This is a genomic window from Bacillus sp. NMCN1 (genome assembly GCF_002998085.1).
Lineage (GTDB): Bacteria > Bacillota > Bacilli > Bacillales > Bacillaceae > Bacillus.
Genome location: NZ_PVQL01000002.1, coordinates 911,233 through 936,829 on the forward strand (window position 1 = coordinate 911,233; position 25,597 = coordinate 936,829).

Below are 25,597 nucleotides of genomic sequence, written 5' to 3' on the forward strand. Positions count from 1 at the left end.
GAAAGGGGGTGAACATATGCCAAGAGAACTAAAAAACGCTAAAATTACGCATGTTTCCTACGTGGACAGAGCAGCGAACAAGAAGAAATTCTTTTTGATGAAAGCAAAGAAAAAGCGGCCTGACTTTCAAAAGGAGGTCAATGTCCTGACAAAGGCTGAAGATGCTCATCGCCTCGTGTACGGTGTCGTGTATGAGCCGAATACGCCTGATGCACATCAAGATTTTATGACAGCCAAGGAAATTGAAAGAGCGGCACACGGCTTTATGAAGGATGCCCGCCATATTGACAAGCAGCATGATTTTCAGGATGGTGTTGGCGAAGTGGTTGAATCGTATATTGCTCCGGCTGATGTAGAGGTAGGCGGGGAGCTGATTCGAAAAGGATCGTGGGTGCTTGTGACAAAGGCTTCCCAAGAGATTTGGGACCAAATTCAGAAGGGCCACATTACAGGCTATTCAATGGCTGGAACGGCGGACATCGTCGCCATAGAAGAACAAGATGAGCTTCTATCTCAAGGCACGAATGAGAGAGGGCTTTTTTCTTTGCTGAAAAATTTCTTTTTAAAAGAGGAAGGTGCAAACATGTCACAACCATTTTGGAACGTTTTAGACCATCTGCTGGAAACCTTACAGTCAAGTGATGGTGATGAGGCGGATGTAAGAGCTGCCTTAGAACAGCTCATTCCAATCATGCAAGACATCCTGAAGACAGAGGATGTACTTCAAACGATTGGTGAAAGGCCAGCAGCCGTACAAAAGGAAGATGCCGCTTTAACGACGGATCAAGTACGAGAGCTCGAAAAAGCAAAAATGGCCATCGAAAACGTCTTACAGCAGGCTGAACAACAGGAAACAGATCAAACTGAGGAAGAACCTGTCCAAAAAGTGCTCGAGCAAGTCGTTGCACCGATTCGTCATCAGCTCTCTTTCTTAGAGAAATCAGCCAGCAGAGAAAAAGCAGCGATGCAGGAAGTGCTTCAGCAGCAGCTTTTGCCTATTTCAGAGCGAATTCACATGCTTGAAAAGGCGCGGGGTATGTCAAAACAAACAATCCATGATACCCAAAACGACACGACAAAACCCATATGGGATGGCTTACTATAAGCCTAAATAAGGAGGAAACAGTGTGAGAAATCAAGAGTTGATTCGCAAGGCTGAAATGACACTTGCCAGCTTAAAAACCGGCGGTCTCATGAACGCAACCCAATCCAACACATTCATTAGAATGATGCAAAACACACCAACCGTTTTAAATGATGCACGCATCATTCCGATGGAAAGTGATTCACAAAAAATCGAAAAAATCGGCTTTGGCCAGCGTATTTTGCGCCCGGCAGAGGAAGGCCAAGCGCTTGATGCGAAAGACCGTGTTGTCCCAGCGACAAGCACTGTCCAGCTAAATGCGAAAGAGGTCATTGCAGAGATTCATATGACCTACGACAGCATTGAAAACAATATTGAAAAAGACGGAATCCAGCAGACGATTATGCAAATGCTGGCTGAACGAGCGGCGGTCGATATTGAAGAGCTCATCGTCAATGGGGATACGACTTCATCAGATCCATTTTTAGCTCAAATAGATGGCGTGAGAAAACAAGCAGTATCTCATATTGTCGATGCAAATGGAGCGGAAATTAGCCGCCAAATGTTTAAACAAGCCTATAAAGCGATGCCGTCAAAATACTTACGTGTACCTCAGGATTTCCGTTTCTACACATCCCCAAGTTTAGAGGTTGAGTGGAAGGATCAAGTAGCAAACCGTCAGACAAGTCTCGGGGATGCGGTCATTCAAGGCGGACTTTCTTCTGCATTCGGTGTGCCGGTCAAAGGTCTAGCCAATATGCAGCCATATGACGAAGCGGGAACAGACGTATCAGATATTTTGCTGACACACCCTAAAAATATTATTGTAGGTTTTTCTCGTAATATTCGAATTGAAGTAGAAAAAGATATTCGCAGCCGTAAATTTATTATTGTCCTGACAGCGAAGCTAGACAGCAAATTTGAGGAAGAGGATGCTGTAGCAAAAGTGATGAAAGTGAAAGAGTAGGTGACGGCAGGCTATGATTATTTCTGCTGAAGAACTGCAAGCCTATTCTGTATTTGAGCGTGTGAAAAGTCGATCTGTAGAAAGACTGACAGCAGATATTATCGAAGCAGAAGCTGCGGTATTTCAGATCGTAGGTCATGATTTCTCAAGCGAAAAATATCAGCCCCTTCCTGAAAAAGCAAGAATCGCATTATTAAAAATGGCCCAATATTTTGCCATGCTGAATGATGACGAATCTATGATGAAAGGCTTTACGTCAGAAAAAATGGGTGATTATTCATATGCGAAGGCAGCTGATCAAGTGAAAGGCAAACCTTATGTATATGCCCTGCTTGTCGATTACATTGAACCATCATTAACTGGCGGAAGTACCAAATTAAAGGTGAGATCATTATGAGCTATCAATCTCTCTTAACTGATCGCTGTGATCTTTTTCACCTTGACCATCAAGAGGCGTCCCGCGGGAAATTCGGGGTTCCAGCTGGTGATTTACAAACGACCCTTTCTTATCCCGATGCGCCCAGCCTGACAGATCTTGCTTGTTATGTCATAGAAAAAAATCAGTCACTCGTGCAAGAAGAGCCGAATACAGTCATTTATCAATCCTATCTTGTCCATTTTCCTTTAGCAAGTGATGTTCGCCTACATGACAAAATGGTGTGGAACGGCATCTCATTTAAATTACAGCAGCCTAAAACAGTGAAAAATCATCACATTGAAGTGATGGCAGTCAGGAAGGAAAATCTATGAAAATTGATGGTCTTGACCGGCTGCTTTCACAGCTGGAAACAGCGTGTGCCGGCGGCTTAAAGGCAGAATATCAAGATTGGCTAGAGGACATGGGTCTAGAGCTTTTGGACATCATTCAGGATGAGTTAATCAAGAAGAATGCTGTCGATACAGGCCGGCTTCTAAGCTCCTTTACGCAAGGAGACAAGGAGAATCATTTTCTGATTTCAAGAGGCGGTCTCACACTTGAAGTGGGGACGCAGCTTGAATATGCCTCCTATGTCAATGACGGACATGCTACTTCTTCAAGTGGAGAGCGAAGATGGGTGCCCGGCAGATGGGCTGGCAGCCGCTTTGAATATGATCCGAATGCAAAGACAGGGATGATGCTTGCCTCACAATGGATAGATGGAAATGGCTACTGGGATCATGCTGTCATGCTCTATGAGCAAATGTTTGAACAGTCGCTGGATCGAAAGCTTCAAAGCTGGTTCGATCGACATTTTGGGAGGTGATGAAATGAATCAAGAAGTCGGGGCAATCATGCATTATATTTACACATACTTTCCTGTGACAATGTATGATCGACTTTTGCCAGAGCGTTTTCAAGTACCATCCGTTTATGTGCCGCCCGTAACAGTCATCAGCGGTCCAGATACGGTATCTACTTTTATGAAATCTTATTCGCTGCAAGTGAAAGTGTTTCATATGGATTCAGAAAAAGCGCATGACGCGGCAGAAACAATTGTTGATGCATTGCTTGCTGATCGTCAAATGATTCAGGTGATGAGTGAAGATGGAAAGGTGCTTGATGATTATGTCCGCATAAAAAGAGTGGAAACAAGAATGATAGATCAGGGCGTAGCAGCGATTGTCCTGACGTGGGATAGCAGTTATTGGTACAACCGAGACAAACAAGCAAGCCTTGAAGATATCAACTTTTCAGATGGGGTGATCAAACGTGAGCAAGACTAAAAAAGCACAGCTCGCTCAAACAGCTGGCGAAGAAAAAGAATTTGGCTTTTCATTTGAAGCCTTAAAGGAGCACAGTAAGGATCTTTTTGGGGTTAAACCAGAAATCCTTGAAGGTGCTCTTTTTTATATCAAACATCAACCAATTACAAAAACAGAAGCGAAAAAGCACATTGATGCTTTTTTGTCCAAGGAGGTTTAAAGGATGAACGGAGGCACATTTACACCAGGTACAGAGAAAAAGCGTCCTGGCATTTACTTTAATTTTAAAACAACAGCAGAGCAGCGAATTACTTTAGGCGATCGAGGTACGGTGGCACTTCCTCTTGTGATGAGCTGGGGAGAACCAAAAACCTTTATTTCCGTTTCAAATATGGAAGACTTAAATAAAAAGGTTGGACTCAATATTGATGACAAGTCGCTTCTTCTGTTCCGTGAAGCAAAGAAAAAAGCACAAACTGTCTTGCTTTACCGCCTAAATGAAGGAGAGACAGCCAAAGCTGAAATCGCAGAAAACTTTGTGGTCACAGCAAATTATGGCGGTCTAAAAGGAAATGAGATCACCATCCAAGTGGCAGAAAATGTACTCGACAGCACAAAGCGTGACGTCATCACCTATCTTGGAACAGATATTGTCGATAAGCAGGTTGTCACGGATGTCAAAGATCTTGTGAAAAACAAATATGTTCAATTTTCTGGTAAAGGTGAAGCAGTCATTACAGCTGGTGTGGCACTAAGCGGCGGGAAAAACGGTGTGGCAAGTGTCGCAGATTATACAGCTTTCCTAGAAGCGGCTGAAACAGAATACTTTGATGTCATTGCGCTCCCAATCGATAATAGTGAGCAATTAAAAGCAACATTCGCTTCCTTTATCGAGCGTTTACGTGATAAGCAAGGACGTAAGGTGCAAGGAGTTGTGGCCAACTATGCAGCTGACCAAGAAGGCATCATCAATGTGACAAGCGGTGTTGTGCTGGAAGACGGAACAGAACTAACGCCTGCTCAAGCAACAGCATGGGTCGCAGGGGCAAGTGCAGGAGCAAACTTCAATCAGTCACTGACATTTGTTGAATACGAAGGAGCAGTGGATACATTAGAACGCCTTGATAATGATCAAGTAGAATACCGTTTATCACAAGGGGAGTTCCTCTTCACCTTTGATGCGAGAGATCGTACGGTGAGTGTTGAAAAAGATATTAACTCCTTGACAAGCTTTACAGCTGAAAAGAATCAGCAAATGGCGAAAAACAAAATCATTCGTGTGCTTGATGCAATCAACAATGATTTGACGTTCGAATTAAAAAATCTGATTAAATTACGCAAAGCCAATGGCAATGACATTCCAGCATCTGATGATGGGGTGCAGCTTGTGAAAACACTGATTACACAGTATCTCACACAGCTTCAAGATGGCAGCGGCATTACAGGCTTTAACTCAGAAACAGATATCGTGATCGGTCTCAATGAAGATCGTGATGGATTTATCATCGATCTAGCTGTTCAACCAGTAGATGCAGCAGAAAAATTCTATTTCAATGTGGAGGTGAAGTAAGATGGCTTTTAAAGCGCAAAATACAATTTCAGGTAAAGAGGGTCGTCTTTTCTTAGAAGGTGAGGAGCTTGCCTTTATCAAAACGTTTGAAGCAAACGTGGAGAAAAACAAATCAGAAGTCAACGTAATGGGCCGCCGAATGACTGGTCATAAAACAACAGGGGCAAACGGAACAGGAACAGCAACATTCTATAAAGTCACTTCACGTTTCGTTCAATTAATGCTCAACTATGTGAAAAAAGGGGAAGACCCATATTTCACTCTTCAGGCTGTAATTGACGATAAGTCATCAGGCCGAGGCACTGAGCGTGTGACATTATTTGATGTCAACTTTGATTCAGCTAAAATCGCTGGACTGGATGTCGATTCAGAGGCACTTGAAGAAGAAGTTCCGTTTACATTTGAAGACTTTGATCTGCCTGAAAAGCTGAAGAATTCTTTCTAATTAAGAAAAAGGCATTACGAATGACGAAAATATATGTTGTTTTTATTTTATTCGACGATATGGTATAATTTTTCATAGTTACAGAGTAGCTACAAAAGAGTTACTGTGTAACCCCAAAAAGTTTCTTAGAAATATGTTTACATGCAAAGTACTTTGCATAAAATAAAAAGAAGCCAGGATGCGTCAACATCCCGGCAATGTACAATTTGGCCCTCAAGGGGCTGGCTAATCGAATAGGATGTTCAGGATAGACTTTCCCTTTTACCTACCAAAGCTCAAGGGGGAGTCTATTTTTTGTCTATATACGTCAACAGGGCAACGATAAATGACCCGAATGCAAGCATTAACATAAGCGCTTGAAATGTTGACATGAGCATCACCCCCTTCCTATCGGGGATGAGCCAGACACCCTTGAGCAAGCCGTTCAATTGTACAACCTAAATTATACATGAAAAGATTGGAAAGCACATTCAAAAAATGGATGTGCTTTTTTGCATTAAAAAAACATAACAAAGGGAGTTTTTAAACATGAGCGAAAAACAAACATTTGATCTTTCATTTTTTATGCCAGGACAAACAGTAGAAGCGGAAGAGGTCAAAGTACCGATCTCTAAGCGTTTTGTTGATAAAAAAGGGAATGTCATTCCTTTTGTCTTTAAAGCCATTACAACTGAACGCATTGATGAACTGGAAAAAGAAAATACGACCTTCAAAAATGTCAAAGGCAGAGGCCGCGTAAAGGACTTAGACAGTCAGCGCTTCTACGCACGAATTGCGATTGAATCAACCATTTATCCAGATTTCCGCTCAAAAGAATTAAGGGAAGCCTACAGCACACAAGATCCAGTTGAAGTAGCAAAACGTGTTCTGTCAGTTGGCGGTGAATATGCAAACTGGTTAAACAAAGCCATCGAAATCAATGGATTCGAAGATGAAATTGAAGATTTAGAAGAAGCAGCAAAAAACTAATAAAGGATGGGGATAAAGAAGCGGTGTTTTTATATTACGCCATGCACGAGCTTCACTACTCCCCATCTGAACTCCTAGATTTATACGAATCACCAAGACCGTTCAAAGCATTCCTATTCGGACTCATCAGCTACAAGCTAGACATGCTAGAAAAAGAAGCAAAGAAAGGAGGGAAATAATTGGCGAAACTCACTGCACGATTTGAATTAGAGGACAAAGTATCGAAGAAGCTTATGCGCATTCAAAAACGATTTCAAACGTTTGAGAAGCAGCTCAAACCATTTAGAAAACCGGTAAAAATAAGCTTGGAAATGGATGAAAAGAATTTAAGAAATCTCACTTTATCGCTTCGAAAAATTTCAGTATTTTCCATGAGACTGGATCAGGGAATCTATCGTGATTTAAAAGCATTAAACAATCAGTTAAATATGCTCCCAAATCATCTGGTCATAACCATTCAAGCAAAGGGACTAGATGTTATTACATCCAGCATAAATCGTTTAAAACAAGCGGGGACAAGCCCCATTCTGCTGACGTTTCAACTAAACGATCAATTGTCAGGTAAAATGTCATCGATTAAAAAATCTATTTTTCAGCTCATGAACAGAACGTACTATATGAGATTAAACATGGTTGACCAAGCGACCGCTGCAATTCAACGAATCAAAAAGACACTTAAAAGCTTGACAATGTCTAAACACGAAATCAGAGTGTCGGTTCAAGACAATGCAAAGAGTAAGTTGAAAAAACGAGATCAGTCAGAGTCGGTTGTGAAAGAACAAAACATAAAAAAAGAGCCTGAGGCTGTTAGTCCGTCAGTGAAAACAGATGAACCTAAACAGAGTTGGCTTCAAAACCTTGCCAATAAAGGATTAAATGAAATTCAAAAATATGCAGGTGACGTTGCAGACAAAGTGAAGGAAAAATTGAGTCCTAGAAAATTTTGGGACGAAAAAGCACTTCCTTGGGTTGAAAATAAAATGGAAGATTACAAACAAGATGTGATCGGAAGAATTAAAGAAAAGATTAAATTTAATCCTGAAAAAAAACTAGATCAATTGGTGAAGACTGGATTAGATCGTCTCTTTGGTGCAAGTGATCAATCAAGTGAAAGTGCCACTCCAGCGCCAACAACGGCACCAACAACGGCACCAACAACGGCGCCAACAACGGCACCAACAACAGCACCAACAACAGCACCAACATCAACACCATCAAATCCAGCTCCCAAAACGAAACCTCAGCCGCGAGGTGGAAAAGGCTTGTTTCGCAATAGCTGTTGCCCCTGTTGTGCAAGAGGTTTAAGCAGGGGAGGATCTACTAAAACTAAAAATAGAAATGGTCAATCACCAAGACAATCTACAAATCCAAATGCCACAACAAGAACCGAAATGAATAGAAGGCCTCCAAGTAAATTAGGGAAACTGAAAACAAATGCAGGTAAATTATTTGGAAAAATCCCTAGTGGACTAAAGAAAGGTGCGGGTATCGCAGCTTCAGTTGGCGGACTTACGGGTTTAGTGAAAGGTAGCAAGGGGTTAAGTGGATTAGGGGATGCAGTGAAAAATATAGGTAAAGGGAGCGGCAAGTTATTAAAGAAAGTACCTATTCTAGGAAGTATACTTAGTGCAACAAATCTAATCGGTATGAACAAAGAGAATGCTGGTGAAAAGATCGGTACGACTGGAGGCGGAATCGCCGGCGGGATGGCAGGTGCAGCAGCAGGTGCAGCTATTGGAAGCGTAGTTCCAGGGATAGGTACAGCCATCGGCGGTCTAGTAGGTGGCATCGCTGGAAGTATGGGTGGCGAATCTATCGGTGAAACGATTGGAAAATGGTTTGATGGAGGCGGATTTGAAAAGATCGGCCAAAAAGCCATAGAAATTAAAGATCAAATTGTTGAAGTTTGGTCAACGGTCGCGGACTGGTTTATCGAAAATGTCTGGACGCCATTAAGCGGTACAGTTGTCACAGTAGCAACGACCATCTGGTCAAGTCTGGTCAATGCCTGGACATGGATTCAAGAAACATTCAGTGCAGTTGCAGGCTGGTTTATCGAAAACGTTTGGACACCACTAAGCGACACAGTCGTTACGGTAGCAACGACCATCTGGTCAAGTCTAGTCAATGCCTGGACATGGATTCAAGAAACATTCAGTGCAGTTGCGGGCTGGTTTATCGAAAACGTTTGGACACCACTAAGCGACACAGTCGTTACGGTAGCAACGACCATCTGGTCGAGCCTAGTGAATGCCTGGACATGGATTCAAGAAACATTTAGTGCAGTTGCAGGCTGGTTTATCGAAAACGTTTGGACACCGCTAAGCAGCACAGTCGTTACAGTCGCTACAGGGATTTGGACAGCATTATCAAATGCATGGAAAACGATACAATCAATCTTTGGAGCTGTATCGTCTTGGTTTATGGAAAATGTGTGGAATCCACTTGTAGATACAGTAGGAACTATTAAAGATAGCATCGGGAAAAAGTTTGAAGAAGCGTATAAAGTCGTGACAGATATATGGGATGGATTATCCAAATGGTTTGAGGACAACATTCAAAAGCCGATTGTAAAAGTAGCAGAATCCATTAGTAATGGGTTTTCTGCAGCATTTGGTTGGGTTAAAAAGATTTTTGACAAAGCAGGCGGTATTGTAGATGTAGTCATAAATTGGATTGTTGGGAAGAAAAAACCTGATAACAATGCCACAGGCGGCTATATCACCCAGCCAACCTTATCATGGGTCGGAGAAGCTGGTAACGAATTTGTTATTCCAACACAAAATAACCGAGGGCGAGGGAAGATGCTGCTTGCCCAGGCTGCTTCTCATCTTGGAATGTCTGTTATGCCAAGCGGAGCAGCAGGAAATCAAGTATCAAGCTCTCCAGCTTCTCCAGCTTCTCCAGCTGTAGCTTCATCATCTTCTGGCGGTTCAATAGACGGATCGGTCTCGATGACTGGGAACATTCAAGCCTCTAGCATAGGCGAGCAATTTAATAACGATTTTGAACAAGGATTAAATCAAAAAGTGATTTCACTAGATCAATGGAAACAAAAGAATATTCAGCAGCCTTTTGGTCAATTGACCTCAGACTCAGGTAAGTATGGTCAGCAAACAGTTGTTGCTTTTGCGAATGGTCAGCAGATGACATCAACAGGAACAGACAGCTTTTTGCAAAGTCGTGTAAAAGCACCATACCAACAAGTGATGACAGCATCACCAACTTGGGGCTCTGGAACGGTTAGTGGTTTTGCCACAGGTCAAAATGCCACATCAATTGGTACAAGCCAATACGTAGATCAGCACATCAAACAACCATTTCTGCAAGCAAAACAAGAATCACCAAGCTGGGGCTCAGGAATGATAGATGCCTTCAATAGCGGCATGCGTTCGAAAGCAAGTGAAGTCACACAAGCCGCCAAAGAAATGGCGAAGAAAGTAGAGCAGGCGTTTAGAGAGGAATTAGATATTCATTCACCTTCACGTGTCATGATGAGTCTTGGGAAATTTGCATCGATTGGTGTCGTCAAAGGGCTCGACTCAGTTGATGTGAAAAAGTTTGCTGAAAATCAGGCTGGTTCATTAATTGGTGCCTTCAGTGGTATGGGAGCTTCAGGTCTTAGTGTTCAGCAATGGCTCATGGCAGCTTTGATGGCAACTGGCACATCTATGAACTGGCTTCCAGGTCTTATGACCATTGCACAGCATGAATCAAATGGAAATCCGCGAGCAATCAACTTATGGGATTCCAACGCCAAGAAGGGAACGCCTTCTAAAGGGTTAATGCAGACCATTGGACCGACGTTTAATTCTAATAAAGGCAAAGGCATGAATGACATTTGGAACCCAATTCATAATGCCGTAGCAGCCATTAACTACATTAAGGGCAGATATGGAACAGTCTTTAACACACCAGGATTACGAAGTATGAGAAGAGGCGGGCCTTATAAGGGATACGCAAATGGTGGACTGATTACTCAGGAGCAGGTAGCTAGAGTCGGTGAAGGAAACAAACGCGAATGGATTATTCCTGAAGAAAGAGGTATTCGCGGAAGGTATTTATTAACGCAGGCAGCCAAGGCACTTGGAATGCAAGTATATGATCCAGCAAATGCGCCTGCTCCTTTACCAGAATCACAGATGCAGCAAGTCACCTCAGCTCAGTCTTCTAGTAGTACAACAGCGTCAGGTAATAAGCAAATCACCATTCAATTCAATGGGGATCAGCATTTCCATAATGGACAAGATCAGCAATCGCTTGTTGAAAAAATTAGACAAATGCTCGTAGATGAACTGGAAGTAGAGCTTCATACAGGGACGAAGGGGGTCGTGATCGATGGGTAAATCAGTGTATCAATTGTGGATTTCCCAAGGAAAGGACAAGTTGCGATTCCCTGTCCTTCCATCCGAACTTGAAATCACAAACAACGTACAAAATGAAACGGTAAAGGTCGCCTCTTTTGGAGAACTGACCTTTATTGATGTCCCATCGGCTAAGCAAGTATCATTCACTTCATTATTTCCTAAGAAATATTCGCCAATTGCTGAATATAAAAGCATTCCATCACCAGAGAATGCGATAGCGAAAATTGAACGAATGATGCGTTCAAAGAAGTCTGTGCGGCTGATTGTAACTGGGACAAAAATCAATATGACGTGCAGCATTGAAAGCTTCACCCACAAAGAAGGGTCATATGATATTGGGGATCGTGAGTTTACGATTGAGTTAAAGGAATATATAACCGCATCGCCTAGGAAAATCAAACGAAAGAAAAAAGCAAAACAAACGAAAAAGAAAAGGCCTTCAAAAACACCGCCAAAAATGTACACCGTTAAAAAAGGAGATACGCTGTGGGCCATTTCAGGCAGGTTTTATGGCGACAGTACAAAATGGCGGCGTATTTGGAACGCCAATAAAGCGGCGATGATTAAACGAAGTAAACGCAATATTAAGCAGCCAGGGCATTGGATTTTCCCTGGACAAAAGTTAAAAATTCCACAATAGGGGGGGCTGGCATTGATCGAGCTTTTTGCCATCAGAAGCGGCACCATGTATGAGCTTGTCACAGAGAGTGTGACACTTCAGGGGCAAAGGTATCAAGCCCCTCGCTCTATTCAGGCAAACATTATCACAAAGCAAGGCAGTCAAGCATATTACCGTGTCTCAGAAGGAGACACGGTTCTTTTTAAATGGAAAGGAAAAGAGCTGTTCAGAGGCATTGTGTTTTCTCGGACGCCTGTTGAAGGGAAACTAACCTTTACCGCATACGATATGCTTCAATATTTGGTGAAAAACCAAGATGTCTATGTTTTTTCAAAACAAAGAGCAGATCAAATCTTGAGACGGATTGGCGCTGATTTTCAAATTCCAATGACCTCCATTGACAATACAGGGCATGTCATAAAATCACTAGTGTTTAAAAACGATACGAGTTTATATGACATGATTCTGAAAGCGTTAAAAGAAACAAAGCGGCAAACCGGCAGAAATTATCAAATTTATTCAACTAAAGGAAAAATGGGGCTGAGAGCTTGGCCAGATCCAGAGGACGTATGGGTCATTGAATCAGGCGTTAACCTTATTGGTTATCAGTACAGCACCTCGATTGAAGAGACAGCCACTCGTGTCAAGCTCCGAACGTCTGCAGACGAACAGGGGAAGAATAAGAAAAAAGGTAGCAAATCAGAGATTGTAGTGGTCGAACAGGATAAAGCAGGTCAAAGTAAATACGGTATTTTACAGCATGTTGAGACGGTTACAGGGCAAATCAACCAGCCGCAGCTGCAAAAAAGAGCCAAAGTACGGCTGGCAGAGAAAAAAGGCGTTAAACAAGAAGTCAAAAGCATACAAGCGCTAGGCATTCCTGAACTGCAAAGCGGTCTTCCAATCTATTTAAAAATCCCTGAAATTAACGTGAAAAAAACGTACTGGATCGATCAAGACAAACATGAATTCAGTGGGGTGAAACACACCATGACAATTGATGTCGTTGAGAAAAATACCATCCCAAAGGGTGATCAAGCGTGAGGTTAAGTGAAGCGATTAAACGATTAGCAGTGAATGCTGTAGATGCCGCCTCTCCAATTGATCTGGTGGTTGGAGAAGTCACGGCAGTTTCTCCTGTAAGCATCCGGTTAAATGAAAACCATAAGCTAGTCATTCCGGAAGAATTACTGATTTGGCCAAAACGCCTAAATAAGGGTGAGGATGATGAACTGAAAAGGGGAGACAGCATTATGGTGCTCGCAATGGCAGGAGGGCAGTCCTTCTACATCATCGACAAATTGTAAGGGAGGTGATGAACGTGGCACTTTCACCAGAGGAAGAAATCGAGGAAACAGAAGAAGACGAAGAGGTGGAAACCTCGACGACGTATCGAATAGATGTTGAAACTGGCAGACTGACAGGCGAAACCATTTCAGGCATTGAAGCAATTCGTCAATTCGTTTATATGACACTCAGGACAGAGCGGTATGCACATCCTATCTATAGCCACGACATTGGCACTGAAATCCAGGAGCTCTTGACGGATACAGAAGCCACGGATGAATACAAAGAAATGGAGATTCCGAGACTGCTAGAGGAAGCACTGATTGTGGACGAACGGATTGATCATATTGAAGAGTTAGAGGTCACAAAGCAAAATGACTCGTTTCATGTCAAACTAGCTATTGTCACAGATGAAGGCACATTAGAAATAGAGGAGGTGATGGAGGGCGATGTTTGAGGAACAAACGTATGAAGCATTGATGGAAAGAATGCTGGACAGACTGCCAGATGACATAGATAAAAGAGAAAACAGCGTCATTTGGAATGCCTTGGCACCTGCTGCCGCTGAACTGGCCCAGTCCTATATTTGGCTTGATCAAGTGTTCGAGCTTGTCTTTGCAGATACAGCACAAGGAGAGTTTCTAGATCGGCGGGCTGCTGAAGTAGGGATTGAAAGAAAACCAGCGACTAAAGCGGTTTGGTCAGCGGCTATTCAACCAGAGAATATCAACATCCCAGTTGGCTCACGTTTTTTTATTGAAGATGTCTATTTCCAATATTCGAAGGATGGTACGCTTGAATGCGAGACACCTGGCAGGGCCGGCAATGGTCAATTAACAGATCAGCCGCTGCTGTCACTTGATACTATCCCAGGACTTGAATCGATTATTATGAAAGAATTGGTGATACCAGGACAAGAGGAAGAAGATGACGCTTCGTTATATGATCGCTACTTAATACGTGCAAGGCGGGAGGCAGTCAGTGCCAACAAGGCGCATTATAAAAAATGGGCTGAGGAAGTGACAGGGGTTGGCAGAGCGAAAGTGTTCCCGCTTTGGAATGGAGAAGGAACGGTCAAAATTATCATCACAGACGGCAATCTAGATGTTGCATCAGATCTTCTTGTTAAAAGAGTACAGGAATACATCGACCCAGTACCAGGCGAAGGAGAAGGGCAAGCGCCTATCGGTTCAAAAGCGACCGTCGAAAGCGCCAAATGGCTTGATATTGACATAGAAGTATCCGTCGAACTTCAAATGGACTGGACCCTTGAAGGAGCGCAGAAAGAAATAGAAGAAAAGGTAAAAGCGCTGTTGAAATCAATCGCATTTGAAAAGAGTACCATTCGAATGTCCGCCTTAAATGATATTCTGTACCATTCAGAAAGTGTATCAGATTATGCAAACGTGTTATTGAATGGGGAGTCGAGAAACTTAGTGTTACAGGACATTGAGATACCGCGTCTGAGGCAGGTGAAGGTTATTGAGCAAACAGGATGAAATGAAAAACTACTTGCCGCCGTATTTTACAGAGATTTATGAAATAGATCACCTGCTCAAAACAGAAGCACCAGAGTTTGAGCAATTGGATGAATCCATTTTCGATTTAACGGATCAGTTCTTCCCTTTGACAGCGACATGGGGATTGAATAGATGGGAAAGAATGCTGAAGGTGCAGCGAGAATCAGATGACTCCATTGAACTTCGCAGGGCACGCTTACTCAATATGATGTCAAACATTCCACCGATCACGTATCTTTCATTAGAGAAATCGGTGAATCGCTTTCTCAAAAATCCAAGTGCCATCATCCGTCTCACCACCAATCGCTATCATTTCGCCTTACGTGTGAACCTAGATGACCTGCAAAACACTAGATATATTGTAGAAATACTTGAAACGTTAAAACCAGCGCATTTGGCTTATACGTTCACTGCATTTCATCATACCGATGTACATGAAAAAAATGATCATCATCAAAGGCTCACACTGCGAAGCAGAGTGGGTTTTTTCGATCATATTCCGATTTTACTGAATGGTGAATTTGTATTAAATGGGTCGTTTTATCTTAGCGGAACACGAGGTACAACCGATGTACCTGCTCGTTTTCGGCATTCGTTGAAGATGAGAATGCCGCTTCAGCATAGGTCAGAAACCACATATCGCATGAATTATGTCATGACTGGAGCTGTACATGAAACAAGGCAAAAAGCGGCACTGATTTTACGCACAAAGAACCAGCTGTCACATCAAACCAAAAAGAAGATGACGTTCCGATTGCCAGTACATGTCCAAACTGAACAGGGCGGCAGCTTACTGATCAAGGATCATTACTGGATTCTCGATGGATCTGTTCCGCTGGACGGATCAAAAATGCTAGCAGCAACTTCTCAAAAAATAGAGCTATAAGGAGGATCACAATGGCTGATCAATTAACTGTAACAACACTATATGCACGTCAACAAATGGCAAAGGCAAGAGCAGAAGGAACAAAACTCACAAAAGTCGTCAAAATGGCATTTGGAAATGGTGGGACGAAGGATGGGAAACCGATCTCACTAGACGGCACTGAACAAAAACTCAAAAAAGAACTGGTCCAAAAAGAGATTGATTCGTTTACCTTCATGGAACCAGCAAAAATCCGCTACACCTGCACGATCGCCGAAGGAGAACTTGCAGGAGAAGTCATCAACGAACTAGCCCTTGTCGACGAAGCCAGCAAATTCACCGCCATCCGCACCATGACAGACAAACAAAAAGACGGCGACATCGAATTTGTTTTTGAAATTGATGATATTTATTAATGGAGGGAAATGAAATGGACATCAAATCACCTTTACCGTTTGAAACCTCTGACAAAGCACATGCCAACTTATTTAACCGGATGGTCGACACACTAGTAGAGAATGACAATAAGCTTAGCCAACAGATAGAAGGAATCACCAATGAAAGCTTATTTAAACTAACAGGCGATCAGGTTATTCAAGATGCATCAGTCAGCGGTGAGGAATATCCAATGGGCATTACGTTCATGGATATTGGACAAGCGAATGATACCGGATATCCTACGAGATTTGGCTTTGTAAAAAATGAAAAATATAGCAACTTTCGATTTGTTCAATATTACTATGGGACTGGAAACGAAGCAGGCAGTTATTTTGATAGCACAGGTACATGGTGCCGTCATTGGTGGACTGGATCTGGTTGGACCGACTGGCATAAACTCTCTGGGTTCTGTCATGCCAATATAGGTACAACTGGGAAGCAGTTATTAACCAAAGGAGAGTATCAAAAAGTCCTTTTTAATCGAAAAATAAAAGACAGTCATAACAATTTTGATATCAAAAATAATCGCTTCATCTGCCCTGAAAACGGAATGTATTCAGTGAATGCAGGTGTTTATATTGATAGCTTTCAACGATACGCAAACTTTGAATTATCGATCTATTTAAATGGAAGAAGATATAAAAATATTGCACATCAAAGACAAAGTCCGACAAGCCCATCTGATGCGTTGAGCTTTAGTATGGGACTTTATGGTGCTGCCAATATACCGGCTAATAAAGGGGACTATTTAGAAATGTATCTATATGTAGGATATGACGGAGACGTTAGTCGTTATACATCAGATAACCCAGGCTGGTACAACTATTTCGATATTACTGAAATAGGTGGTCGAAATTTCCCGAGAGTATAGGAGGATTCTAATGATTTTATATGAAGCCATTAAGTATAAATACCCAAATGCGGACCCGCAAAAGGATTTTGAACTTAGAAATGACGGAGAGGGTTCGTATATTAACGAGTGGCATCTAGATGTGCCAAAGCCAACGACAGAAGAATTGAAAGAATGGTGGGAGGAATCTCAACTTAATCCAAGGTATCAACCACCTCTTCCGCTAGATTATCTAGCACAAGAAGTAGCCAAAGAAAAGCTAATGAGAAAACAGCTTGAGCATCAATGTGATCATCTAACAAACGAACTAAAAGCGTTAAAAAGTGAGATCCTTTTATATAAAGGAGAGCGTGAATCATGAATTATTGGGTAATGGCATTATATTTTAAATGGGTGCCCCCTGGATTGGTCAAACAAGCAGTGGAACTAGGTGATTGTTCAATGGAAGATTTAAATGCAGGATATGAGCAAAGGATGCTCACTCTAGAGCAGCTGCAAGAAATTAAACCAAGCTTCAAAGAAAGGGAGTGAAAACTGAATGGAAATAAAAGAACCAAAACCTTTTGAAGTAAATGATAAAGCGCATGCCGATTTGTTTAATGACATGGTCAAAGTACTTCTTGAAAATGATCATGGATTAATAGAGCAGTTCTTGAAACATACAAATGATGCGAGAGTACACGCATCTGAAACAGAAAAGAAGAAATGGAATGATTCCCAGAGTTATAAAATCACAGCAGATAGTGGAAGACAGCTTATTAATGTGTCTGTTGACGGAAGAATATTTGATGCGATAAAAGATAAAGGAACATGTACATTTTATGCAGCTGCTGGTGTGGAGGATTCTCCGGCATCATCGAATGTCTCAATCAGGGGGCTGCAGACAGTAGGTCAAGAAAATATTGGCTCTGGATTTGCGGTGGATAGTTCAGGTAATGCTTATTTTTTCTATTATCAAACCGGACATATGTCGATTACTTGGACAAAGCTGCCTACGGAAAGCGATAGAAACAGATGGGATAACGGTCAATTAGTAAAAATCACTCAAGATAATGGAAAGCCCTTTTATCATGGATTTGCTAGCGAGACAGACTACAATACCCTTACCGAGACAGGGATGTATCTCATATATAATACCGGAGTAAACGGTCCATCTCCTTCCTATGATCGAGTATTTTTGCTCGTCATGAGTTATGGCAGTACATTAGTACAAATAGCATACGAATCTGTTTATGGGAAGAACACATACTTTAGAGTTCTTAGACACAATGCACAATCATGGACACGATGGGAGAAGCAAATCACGCTATCAGATCTATTAGAAGGTTCTTGGGAAACACCTAAAGAGATTAAAGGCAATTGGAAGGAATATGACCCTATTAATTTGCCAGTAAAATATCGCAAGAACTTGTTAGGAGAAGTTGAAATAGTAGGTGCTATAAAAGGTGGAATTTTAGGAAATAACCCAGTGTTTATTTTGCCTGAAGAATATCGGCCGCAGCAGGCGATCCATTTTGTGGGAATCGCTTCAAGTATAGGGACACCAGGAGTACCTCAATTTCATCGTACCTTAATAGATAAGAATGGGAATGTAAGTGTGCAATCATCTTCAAATAATGCTAATCCCACGGAGTTTATTACATTTGGTTTTAAGTTCAGTACAAGATAATTCCATAAACAATGGGAAAGGAGAATCACATGGAGATAAAGACACCACGTACACTCAAAACAAGTGATAAAGCCCATGCAGATCTGTTTAATGACATGGTGAAGGTTATTATTGAGAATGATGCTGAACTATTGGATTACATCAATCAACTCGAAAATGATTCAACAACTCATGTAGCTAAAGCAGAAAAGCAGAAATGGAACCAATCTCAGCTATATAAAATGACGAATGATAATGGATCACAGCTGGTTAATATTCCAGCTGGCGGCATTATTTATAATGGGATTAAATCGTTAGGTGCCTGCTCGTTTTATGCTTGGGGTAGTTGATTCACCTGCTATAGGTAACGCTACATTAAGAGAGCTGCATTTGATGTGGAAAAACAGAAATGGTATGAATCAGCGACACAGGAGTATATAGATAGCCTAAAACCAGCCCCTCTCCCGCCAAGTGATATAGACCTTTTAAAGAAACAAAATGCTTTATTGTCGAAACAAGTAACGCAGCTATTGGCTATGCAGAAAGGGAGAACTTCAAAATGATGTTTCCAACTGTAGCAGATATTAAACAATTTTGGGACTGGCAGTGTTACGGTCCAGAGGACATTGCATTTTATGTAAGCATTGGCTGGATCTCGGCAGACGACTACCAAGATATAACTGGAGAAATGTACAAAGCCTAATGGCTTTATTTTTTTGCCGGAAAGAAGGTGATTTCAAATGGAAGTAGATGTCGTTCAAAACTTAATGACACAAGGCCCGTTTGCCGTTCTCTTTTGCTGGGTTCTGTTTTATGTTCTTAACACAACAAAGGAACGAGAAAACAAGCTCAATGCACAAATCGAGGCGCAAAATGATGTGTTAGCAAAGTTTAGTGAGAAGTATGACGTGGTGATCGATAAACTCGACAAAATTGAACGGAACTTAAAATAGGAGGTAAAAATCATGAAAACATTCGACAAAGGCACTGTGATTCGCACAGTGCTTCTTTTTATTGCACTTATCAATCAAACGCTTGTCATGTTTGGACAGACGGTGCTGCCGATTAGTGAGGAGCAAGTACAAACAGCCGGTGAGGCACTATATGTAGCAGGTTCCACCATTTTTACGATGGTGACAGCTATTATCGCTTGGTTTAAAAACAATTATGTGACCTACAAAGGTCAATTACAAAAAGATACCCTGAAACAAAGAGGGCTAACAAAATAATAGATGAAGGAGAAACAATATGGTCAATATCATTCAAGCCTACATTCCAAAACACAATCGCAACAGACCAGGAAATAGGATGAAGCCGGTCTATATTACGGTGCATAATACCTCTAACACTGCAAAAGGTGCAAATGCGGGGAGTCACGCTGCGTTTGTTGCACGTTCAAGTACCGGGGTCAGCTGGCATTACACTGTCGACGATCAGGTCATTTATCAGCATTTACCGTTAAACGAAAACGGCTGGCATGCAGGGGATGGCAGAGGCACTGGCAATATGAAATCAATTGGAATTGAGATTTGTGAAAATGCAGACGGCAACTTTGAACAAGCAGTCGAAAATGCGCAATGGCTCATTCGAAAGCTGATAGGAGATTTCGGAATTCCTTTATCAAATGTAGTGCCCCATAAACATTGGAGTGGGAAAGAATGTCCTAGGAAATTGCTCGGACGATGGGATCTGTTTAAAGCTGGAATAGCCACAGCTCATACCGGCAACAAAAGCACAAGAAAGCCAGTCCGAACAGAGAGCCTGAGCCACAAAGACAAAGCACCCGTGACCAAACAGAAATCGTCAAATTTGCCATCTGGCATCTTAAAAATAACCAAGCCCTTAACAAAAGGACCACAAGTCACAGCCGTGCAAAAAGCCTTATCTTCCCTCTATTTTTACCCAGACAAAGGGGCAAAAAACAACGGGATTGATGGCTATTATGGACCGAAAACGGCGAATGCGGTCAAGCGTTTCCAGCTAATGAACGGCTTAGCGGCAGACGGAATTTACGGACCAAAGACAAAGAACAAAATCGAACGATTGCTGAAAAAGTGATCATTCATAAAGTGCTATCAGCAGGTGAATGCATTTTTTCTTGCTGATAGCTAACAAAAAATGGCACCATTTGTGATATAATCGACCGAATCACTATCATAAGGGAGAGTAAAATGAAAAAGGAACTGTTCCAAGTCATCATGCTGTCAGTGCTGCTCATCTATTTCATCTATCACGGAATGACGAGCGATTTTCCTGTGTCTTACACAATCATTCTCATCACGGCTTATGTCTCTGTGATCATGTATCGCATCATAAAGATAATAAGGTTAAGAAAAAACAAAGAACAAACACAACTGTAAGAAATAAATACATAAAAAAACCATCCTTGATTTCTCAAGAATGGTTTTTCGTATGGAGCATAGCGGGATCGAACCGCTGACCTCTACGCTGCCAGCGTAGCGCTCTCCCAGCTGAGCTAATGCCCCGAAGTATGACGACATAATTTATTATAATCAATCCTCCTGTAAAATTCAAGCTTTAAAACGCACACACATCGTCTATTTTTCTTTCTGGTCAATCGGAATATAGTCAAAGATTTTCCCTGAATGTACAGATTCGGCTAAGCGTCTCAGCCAGTCATAATAGGCTTTCGAGCTTTCAAGCTGTTCAAGAAGCTGCTGCGCTTCCTCTCTTACATGTTCCTCCAACTGATCATCACTAGCAACCTCTTGAAGCCGCTCTTGCGCTTCTTCAATCGCCGCTAAATTGACCTCGACCTCTCGTTCCCATTTTTGCGGAAAGAAGTTCGTGAAAAACTTAAAAAAGTCTTTTTCAGCAACAAAACTGTGTTTTCTTTGGCCTCGGTGAAACGTCTTTTTGACAATATTCATGTCTTGCAGTTTTTTCACACCCGTACTCATACTGGGCTTGCTCATTTGCAGATCTTCTCGCATTTCATCGAGCGTCATTTCCTCATTTAAATACATGGTCCCATAGAGAATACCAGCACTTCGTGTAATGCCATAGAGATCCATCGTTTCAGCTATCGAATCAATGACGAGATCTTTAGCAGCTAAAATGCGTTCTTCTGCTTGCGGCTGTTCCTGCTTTTTCATCTTGTCCCTGCTTTCTATTAAGAGAATTCAATACGTTCAAAAAAATCTTTATGGACTATATGTTAACGAAAGAATACAAAATGTCAAAAGAAAATGATGCATATCTCCCTTTGACAGAAAAATTTGAACATGATACGTTAATTATGTTCAAAACGTTAAATTTTTATTTAACAAACTTATCAAAGAGAATCAGAGGAGGTCCCTTCTATGAGTCAAACACTATTTATAGATGGACAATGGGTTGGCGCCAAAAGTGGCGACACACGGGATATCATCAATCCATTTAATCAAGAATTGATCGCGACAGTCAGCGAAGGATCAAGAAATGATGCACAACTAGCCATTAAAGCAGCGAGAAAAGCCTTCGATCAAGGTGACTGGGCAAACCTGCCTGGACTTGAAAGAGGAAATTTGGTGTTTAAGATTGCTGAGTTGATTAGACGAGATCTTGATGAATTAGCCAAATTAGAATCGCTTGATACTGGTAAAACATTAGAGGAAAGCAAAGCAGATATGGACGATATTGCGAACGTGTTCCAATATTACGCAGGTCTTGCTGACAAAGATGGCGGGGAAATCATTGCGTCACCAATCCCAAACTCAAAAAGTGAATTAGTCAGAGAGCCTGTCGGTGTATGCGGACAAATCACCCCTTGGAACTATCCATTGCTTCAAGCAAGCTGGAAAATCGCTCCCGCTCTTGCTGCGGGGAATACAATCGTCTTAAAGCCAAGTGAAATCACACCACTCACCACGATAAAAGTATTCAAACTCATGGAAGAAGCGGGTATTCCAGCTGGAGTAGCAAACCTAGTGCTTGGACCAGGGACAACGGTTGGCGATGAGCTTGCTGTGAATGACCAAGTCGATTTAATTTCGTTCACTGGCGGTATTGAAACAGGCAAGAAAATCATGCAGGGAGCCAGTGGGAATGTAAAGAAAATTGCCCTTGAGCTCGGCGGAAAAAATCCGAATATTGTGTTTCAAGATGCTGATTTAGACGTAGCGGTTGACCAAGCAATGAATGCTGTGTTTTTCCATGCGGGGCAAGTGTGTTCAGCAGGTTCACGTTTGCTAGTGGAAGAATCCATTCATGATGAATTTTTAAAAGAACTGGTGAAGCGTACGAAAAAAATCAAGCTAGGCAATGGCTTTGATGAAGAAACCCAAAGCGGGCCGCTTATCTCAGCTGAGCATCGAGAAAAAGTAGAAAAATACGTCAGCCTCGGTTTAGAAGAAGGTGCAAGATTAGAAACAGGCGGAAAAAGACCTGAAGCAGAAGAGCTGCAAAATGGGTTCTTCTATTTGCCGACCATTTTCTCAGGCTGCATGTCAGATATGCGGATTGTGCAGGAAGAAGTCTTTGGCCCAGTATTAACAGTCGAATCCTTCCGTACAGAGGAAGAAGTCATCGAGCTGGCAAATGATACGATTTACGGATTAGCAGGAGCTGTGTGGTCTTCAGATATTGGAAAAGCTGAAAGAGTCGCTCATCAATTAAGATTAGGTACAGTTTGGATCAATGATTTCCATCCTTATTTCGCTCAAGCACCTTGGGGTGGATATAAGCAATCAGGTCTTGGACGTGAATTAGGACAGACAGGACTTGAAGAATATACAGAACTGAAGCATGTATATCGAAATACGAAACCTGAAGCGGTGCATTGGTTTAAATAAATATCACACATTTGGAGGAGATTCTATATGACATTAAATATGAAAATTGAAAGTATGCAGAAATTCCACACATTTGAAATCCCGACTGTCATCAAACACGGCATCGGTGCAGTGAAACATGTTGGGGAAGAAGTGAAAGCATACGGTGTCTCGAAGGTATTGCTTGTAACAGACCCAGGTATTTATCAAGCGGGCGTGGTAGATCCAGTGATTGCTTCTTTAAAAGAAGCACAAATTGATGTTGTTCTATTTGATAAAGTAGAGCCAAACCCGCCAGTCCGTTTAGTGAATGAAGGATCTGCGTTATATGAAAAAGAAGGCTGTAATGGATTAGTCGCAGTAGGAGGCGGCAGCTCAATGGATACAGCGAAGGCAATCGGAGTAGAGGCGACTCATGAAGGATCAGTCCTTGATTACGAAGCGGCAGAGGGGAAAAAACCGCTTGAAAATAGAATCCCACCTTTAACCACTATTCCAACAACGGCTGGTACAGGTTCAGAAGTGACGCAATGGGCAGTGATTACGGATGAAGAAAGAGAATTCAAATTCAATACAGGTGGACCACTCATTGCAGCTCACCTCACAGTCATTGATCCAGAGCTTCATGTATCCATGCCGCCTCATGTAACAGCAATGACTGGAATTGATGCGCTTGCTCACGCTATTGAATGTTATACGATGAAATTTGCTCAGCCCATTACAGATGCGGTAGCGCTCATGGCCATTGAATATGCAGCTCATTATATCCGCCGTGCCTTCGCCGATGGCGAGGACCTAGAAGCGAGATATGGAATGGCACAAGCAGCGATGCTTGCCGGGCTTTCTTATGGAAGCGAGTCAGCTGGAGCTGCACATGCGATGAGTCAAACACTCGGAGGCATTATTCCTGTAGCGCATGGCCAGTGTGTAGCAGCAATGATGGGACCCGTGATGGAGTATAACTGGAAAGGGTATCCTGAAAAATTCGCTCGTATTGCGCGAGCGTTCGGCATTGATACAAGCAGAATGTCTACAGAGGAAGCAGCAAAAGCTGCTGTGAACTGGATGTATGATTTAGTGGAAGATCTAGAAGTTCCTTCGTTAGAAGAACAAGGTGTATCAAAAGATATGATTGACCGTTTATCTAAAGAAGCAATGAAAGATCCGCAAACAGTTGGAAACCCAAGAGATCTAAACGAAAAAGCGTACAACTGGATTTATGCACGCTGTTTTGGTCTAACACCTAAAACAGTATAACAATGGAAAAAGGCTCCCAAAAGGGAGTCTTCTTTATGTCTTATAGCTGTTCTTTCATTTCTTTGATTTGATGAATATGGCGTTTTTCATGTGCGCCGATAAAATCAAGATATTGCTTAAGGGATAGCTCTTCAAACACAGGGTGTGCAATGACGCGTTTGAAATCTTCCTCAGTAAACGTTGATAAAATTTGATTGAGCTGTTCACGTGCTGTATCGAGTTCATCCTTTAAATGTGTAGGTGTCACATGCTTGCGTTCAGGCTCAACAATGCTAGGCGCAGTGGCTTTTCTAGAACGGTCCTCTGCCATTTCCACCGGCTTTGGTTCATATTCCTTGATCGGTGCTTTTTTCCCCTCAGCAGCTAGATGTTTTGCTGCAACTAGGTCCATCTTCTTTAAGTGATCTGCCACCTCTTGAATACTCCAAGTATCATCAGATAATTTTTGATTCAATTGTTCTTCGTTCAAACCTTGCAGCTCTTGCCACAATTCTTGTCTTGCATCATGTAATAAACTCACTTTCATCACCTCAGGATCAAATTTTAACATACTGTTACAAGACAATCATTCTTGAGCTATCGGAGAATTCCTGTGAAGAATTGTGATGAAATTTGAAACCTTTACAAAAGTGGTTCGTATTACCTGTTAGAAGGAATACACTTGGAGGTGAGCATGGTCTAATTGAAACAAAGGCTGTTCATTTCATGAAGAAAGGGTGAGGAAGATGGATGTGTTCGGGCTACCACTTCAGACGCTGTATTTATACATATTGATGATATCAGGAATCCTGACACTTGTTTTCGTCTTTTTCGGCGATGTATTTGATGGATTGTTTGAAGCGATTCCTGTTCCATTCCTTCAACCAACATTGATCCTCGCATTTCTTACCTTTTTCTCGGCTGGAGGGTTTATCTCTGAAAAAACAGCAATTGTAGGAAGTGGACTTGGCGCAGTATTATCTGCCATTCTCGCAGTGGTTCTTGTGACCTGTTTGAATGTATTTGTCTTAGTCCCGCTTTCCTCTGCTGAAGAATCTCTCTCATATACGGAGGCCGACTTAAAAGGAAGAACTGGGGAGATCATTGTATCTGTTCCAAAAGACGGGTTTGGAGAAGTGCTGTTAATTAGTAATAGCGGGAAAATCTCAAAGCCTGCCGTCAGTTTCGACGAAGAGGAGATTCCATATGGAACCCGGGTGCTAGTCGTCGAAGTGAACAAAGGCGTCTTATCAGTTATACCAAATGAAGAAATCTAG

At 42.0% G+C, this 25,597-nt stretch carries 35 protein-coding genes and 1 tRNA gene; 32 read left to right on the plus strand and 4 right to left on the minus strand.

Annotation, left to right across the window (positions count from 1 at the left end; translation table 11 throughout):
* The first annotated feature begins 16 nt into the window (after positions 1-16).
* From C6W21_RS14475 to C6W21_RS14515, 9 genes are read left to right on the plus strand one after another with little or no spacing between them, the layout of a single operon-like run.
* Positions 17-1,105: an XkdF-like putative serine protease domain-containing protein gene (locus C6W21_RS14475; RefSeq protein WP_106050917.1), complete on the plus strand. Its 1,089-nt coding sequence runs from the start codon at positions 17-19 to the stop codon at positions 1,103-1,105.
* A gap of 22 nt (positions 1,106-1,127) precedes the next feature.
* On the plus strand, positions 1,128-2,051 hold the full coding sequence (locus C6W21_RS14480; protein ID WP_106050918.1) for a phage major capsid protein: 924 nt from the start codon (positions 1,128-1,130) through the stop codon (positions 2,049-2,051).
* A 13-nt stretch (positions 2,052-2,064) separates the two neighbouring features.
* A complete protein-coding gene (gene yqbG / locus C6W21_RS14485) occupies positions 2,065-2,448 on the plus strand; it encodes a protein YqbG (RefSeq protein WP_106050919.1) in 384 nt (127 codons plus the stop codon).
* Positions 2,445-2,801: a YqbH/XkdH family protein gene (locus C6W21_RS14490; RefSeq protein ID WP_106050920.1), complete on the plus strand. Its 357-nt coding sequence runs from the start codon at positions 2,445-2,447 to the stop codon at positions 2,799-2,801. Before yqbG ends, C6W21_RS14490 begins: the two co-directional genes overlap by 4 nt.
* Positions 2,798-3,295, plus strand: a complete 498-nt coding sequence (locus C6W21_RS14495; protein ID WP_106050921.1) for an HK97 gp10 family phage protein — start codon at positions 2,798-2,800, stop codon at positions 3,293-3,295. Before C6W21_RS14490 ends, C6W21_RS14495 begins: the two co-directional genes overlap by 4 nt.
* Before the next feature lie 4 nt (positions 3,296-3,299).
* On the plus strand, positions 3,300-3,755 hold the full coding sequence (locus C6W21_RS14500; protein ID WP_106050922.1) for a phage tail terminator family protein: 456 nt from the start codon (positions 3,300-3,302) through the stop codon (positions 3,753-3,755).
* Positions 3,742-3,954 (plus strand): YqzN/YkzM domain-containing protein, encoded by a 213-nt coding sequence (locus C6W21_RS14505; RefSeq protein ID WP_106050923.1) that lies wholly within the window; start codon positions 3,742-3,744, stop codon positions 3,952-3,954. Before C6W21_RS14500 ends, C6W21_RS14505 begins: the two co-directional genes overlap by 14 nt.
* A gap of 3 nt (positions 3,955-3,957) precedes the next feature.
* On the plus strand, positions 3,958-5,304 hold the full coding sequence (locus C6W21_RS14510; protein ID WP_106050924.1) for a phage tail sheath family protein: 1,347 nt from the start codon (positions 3,958-3,960) through the stop codon (positions 5,302-5,304).
* 1 nt (position 5,305) lies between these two features.
* Positions 5,306-5,749, plus strand: a complete 444-nt coding sequence (locus C6W21_RS14515; RefSeq protein WP_003213309.1) for a phage tail tube protein — start codon at positions 5,306-5,308, stop codon at positions 5,747-5,749.
* A 287-nt stretch (positions 5,750-6,036) separates the two neighbouring features.
* On the opposite strand, the gene C6W21_RS14520 is transcribed toward C6W21_RS14515, so the two are convergent.
* Positions 6,037-6,126, minus strand: coding sequence for a putative holin-like toxin (locus C6W21_RS14520; RefSeq protein ID WP_081311383.1), 90 nt, complete (start codon positions 6,124-6,126; stop codon positions 6,037-6,039).
* A 151-nt stretch (positions 6,127-6,277) separates the two neighbouring features.
* On the opposite strand from C6W21_RS14520, the gene C6W21_RS14525 reads away from it, so the two are divergent.
* From C6W21_RS14525 to C6W21_RS14625, 20 genes are all read left to right on the plus strand, one after another.
* On the plus strand, positions 6,278-6,718 hold the full coding sequence (locus tag C6W21_RS14525) for a phage tail assembly chaperone (RefSeq protein ID WP_012011040.1): 441 nt from the start codon (positions 6,278-6,280) through the stop codon (positions 6,716-6,718).
* Between the two features lie 41 nt (positions 6,719-6,759).
* Positions 6,760-6,897, plus strand: a complete 138-nt coding sequence (locus C6W21_RS14530) for a hypothetical protein (protein ID WP_095285871.1) — start codon at positions 6,760-6,762, stop codon at positions 6,895-6,897.
* Positions 6,898-11,064 (plus strand): transglycosylase SLT domain-containing protein, encoded by a 4,167-nt coding sequence (locus tag C6W21_RS14535; RefSeq protein WP_411266032.1) that lies wholly within the window; start codon positions 6,898-6,900, stop codon positions 11,062-11,064. It begins immediately after the preceding gene.
* Positions 11,057-11,725 (plus strand): LysM peptidoglycan-binding domain-containing protein, encoded by a 669-nt coding sequence (locus C6W21_RS14540; RefSeq protein ID WP_106050925.1) that lies wholly within the window; start codon positions 11,057-11,059, stop codon positions 11,723-11,725. Before C6W21_RS14535 ends, C6W21_RS14540 begins: the two co-directional genes overlap by 8 nt.
* Before the next feature lie 12 nt (positions 11,726-11,737).
* A complete protein-coding gene (locus C6W21_RS14545; protein ID WP_106050926.1) occupies positions 11,738-12,748 on the plus strand; it encodes an XkdQ/YqbQ family protein in 1,011 nt (336 codons plus the stop codon).
* Entirely contained in the window at positions 12,745-13,011 is a 267-nt protein-coding gene (locus C6W21_RS14550; RefSeq protein ID WP_034659738.1) for a DUF2577 family protein, read from the plus strand. Before C6W21_RS14545 ends, C6W21_RS14550 begins: the two co-directional genes overlap by 4 nt.
* A gap of 14 nt (positions 13,012-13,025) precedes the next feature.
* Positions 13,026-13,448, plus strand: a complete 423-nt coding sequence (locus C6W21_RS14555; protein ID WP_106050927.1) for a DUF2634 domain-containing protein — start codon at positions 13,026-13,028, stop codon at positions 13,446-13,448.
* A complete protein-coding gene (locus C6W21_RS14560; RefSeq protein WP_106050928.1) occupies positions 13,441-14,490 on the plus strand; it encodes a baseplate J/gp47 family protein in 1,050 nt (349 codons plus the stop codon). Before C6W21_RS14555 ends, C6W21_RS14560 begins: the two co-directional genes overlap by 8 nt.
* Positions 14,474-15,397 carry a YmfQ family protein gene (locus C6W21_RS14565; protein ID WP_106050929.1) on the plus strand — a complete coding sequence of 308 codons (924 nt, stop codon included), beginning with the start codon at positions 14,474-14,476 and terminating at the stop codon, positions 15,395-15,397. Before C6W21_RS14560 ends, C6W21_RS14565 begins: the two co-directional genes overlap by 17 nt.
* A gap of 11 nt (positions 15,398-15,408) precedes the next feature.
* Positions 15,409-15,792 carry a phage tail-collar fiber domain-containing protein gene (locus C6W21_RS14570; RefSeq protein ID WP_106050930.1) on the plus strand — a complete coding sequence of 128 codons (384 nt, stop codon included), beginning with the start codon at positions 15,409-15,411 and terminating at the stop codon, positions 15,790-15,792.
* 14 nt (positions 15,793-15,806) lie between these two features.
* Positions 15,807-16,685 carry a hypothetical protein gene (locus C6W21_RS14575; protein ID WP_106050931.1) on the plus strand — a complete coding sequence of 293 codons (879 nt, stop codon included), beginning with the start codon at positions 15,807-15,809 and terminating at the stop codon, positions 16,683-16,685.
* 10 nt (positions 16,686-16,695) lie between these two features.
* A complete protein-coding gene (locus C6W21_RS14580; RefSeq protein ID WP_106050932.1) occupies positions 16,696-17,025 on the plus strand; it encodes an XkdW family protein in 330 nt (109 codons plus the stop codon).
* Positions 17,022-17,195 carry an XkdX family protein gene (locus tag C6W21_RS14585; protein WP_106050933.1) on the plus strand — a complete coding sequence of 58 codons (174 nt, stop codon included), beginning with the start codon at positions 17,022-17,024 and terminating at the stop codon, positions 17,193-17,195. The genes C6W21_RS14580 and C6W21_RS14585 overlap by 4 nt, the downstream gene beginning before the upstream one ends.
* A 7-nt stretch (positions 17,196-17,202) precedes the next feature.
* Positions 17,203-18,333, plus strand: a complete 1,131-nt coding sequence (locus tag C6W21_RS14590; protein WP_106050934.1) for a pyocin knob domain-containing protein — start codon at positions 17,203-17,205, stop codon at positions 18,331-18,333.
* 29 nt (positions 18,334-18,362) lie between these two features.
* A complete protein-coding gene (locus C6W21_RS14595; protein WP_223249589.1) occupies positions 18,363-18,662 on the plus strand; it encodes a hypothetical protein in 300 nt (99 codons plus the stop codon).
* 209 nt (positions 18,663-18,871) lie between these two features.
* Positions 18,872-19,015: an XkdX family protein gene (locus tag C6W21_RS14605; RefSeq protein WP_189318196.1), complete on the plus strand. Its 144-nt coding sequence runs from the start codon at positions 18,872-18,874 to the stop codon at positions 19,013-19,015.
* 37 nt (positions 19,016-19,052) lie between these two features.
* Positions 19,053-19,265 carry a BhlA/UviB family holin-like peptide gene (locus tag C6W21_RS14610; RefSeq protein WP_106029229.1) on the plus strand — a complete coding sequence of 71 codons (213 nt, stop codon included), beginning with the start codon at positions 19,053-19,055 and terminating at the stop codon, positions 19,263-19,265.
* Positions 19,266-19,277: 12 nt separating this feature from the next.
* Positions 19,278-19,541: a phage holin gene (locus C6W21_RS14615; RefSeq protein ID WP_003212734.1), complete on the plus strand. Its 264-nt coding sequence runs from the start codon at positions 19,278-19,280 to the stop codon at positions 19,539-19,541.
* Positions 19,542-19,560: 19 nt separating this feature from the next.
* The gene (locus C6W21_RS14620; protein WP_106050935.1) at positions 19,561-20,370 is read left to right on the plus strand and encodes a peptidoglycan recognition protein family protein; all 810 of its coding nucleotides are present in this window, start codon (positions 19,561-19,563) and stop codon (positions 20,368-20,370) included.
* A gap of 113 nt (positions 20,371-20,483) precedes the next feature.
* Positions 20,484-20,672 carry a hypothetical protein gene (locus C6W21_RS14625; protein ID WP_106050936.1) on the plus strand — a complete coding sequence of 63 codons (189 nt, stop codon included), beginning with the start codon at positions 20,484-20,486 and terminating at the stop codon, positions 20,670-20,672.
* A gap of 53 nt (positions 20,673-20,725) precedes the next feature.
* Here the strand turns inward: C6W21_RS14625 and C6W21_RS14630 are convergent.
* Together C6W21_RS14630 and gbsR are read right to left on the minus strand one after the other, a co-directional pair.
* A tRNA-Ala gene (locus C6W21_RS14630) sits at positions 20,726-20,798 on the minus strand.
* Positions 20,799-20,870: 72 nt separating this feature from the next.
* Positions 20,871-21,428: a transcriptional regulator GbsR gene (gbsR, locus tag C6W21_RS14635; protein WP_106050937.1), complete on the minus strand. Its 558-nt coding sequence runs from the start codon at positions 21,426-21,428 to the stop codon at positions 20,871-20,873.
* A gap of 207 nt (positions 21,429-21,635) precedes the next feature.
* Between gbsR and betB the strand changes: the two genes are divergently transcribed.
* Positions 21,636-23,105, plus strand: a complete 1,470-nt coding sequence (gene betB, locus C6W21_RS14640) for a betaine-aldehyde dehydrogenase (protein ID WP_106050938.1) — start codon at positions 21,636-21,638, stop codon at positions 23,103-23,105.
* A 27-nt stretch (positions 23,106-23,132) separates the two neighbouring features.
* On the plus strand, positions 23,133-24,341 hold the full coding sequence (gene gbsB / locus C6W21_RS14645; RefSeq protein WP_106050939.1) for a choline dehydrogenase: 1,209 nt from the start codon (positions 23,133-23,135) through the stop codon (positions 24,339-24,341).
* Positions 24,342-24,381: 40 nt separating this feature from the next.
* Here gbsB and C6W21_RS14650 read toward each other — a convergent pair whose 3' ends face one another.
* The gene (locus C6W21_RS14650) at positions 24,382-24,891 is read right to left on the minus strand and encodes a DinB family protein (protein ID WP_106050940.1); all 510 of its coding nucleotides are present in this window, start codon (positions 24,889-24,891) and stop codon (positions 24,382-24,384) included.
* Between the two features lie 175 nt (positions 24,892-25,066).
* Here C6W21_RS14650 and C6W21_RS14655 point away from each other — a divergent pair, with 175 nt between their 5' ends.
* A complete protein-coding gene (locus C6W21_RS14655) occupies positions 25,067-25,597 on the plus strand; it encodes an NfeD family membrane protein (protein WP_034620073.1) in 531 nt (176 codons plus the stop codon).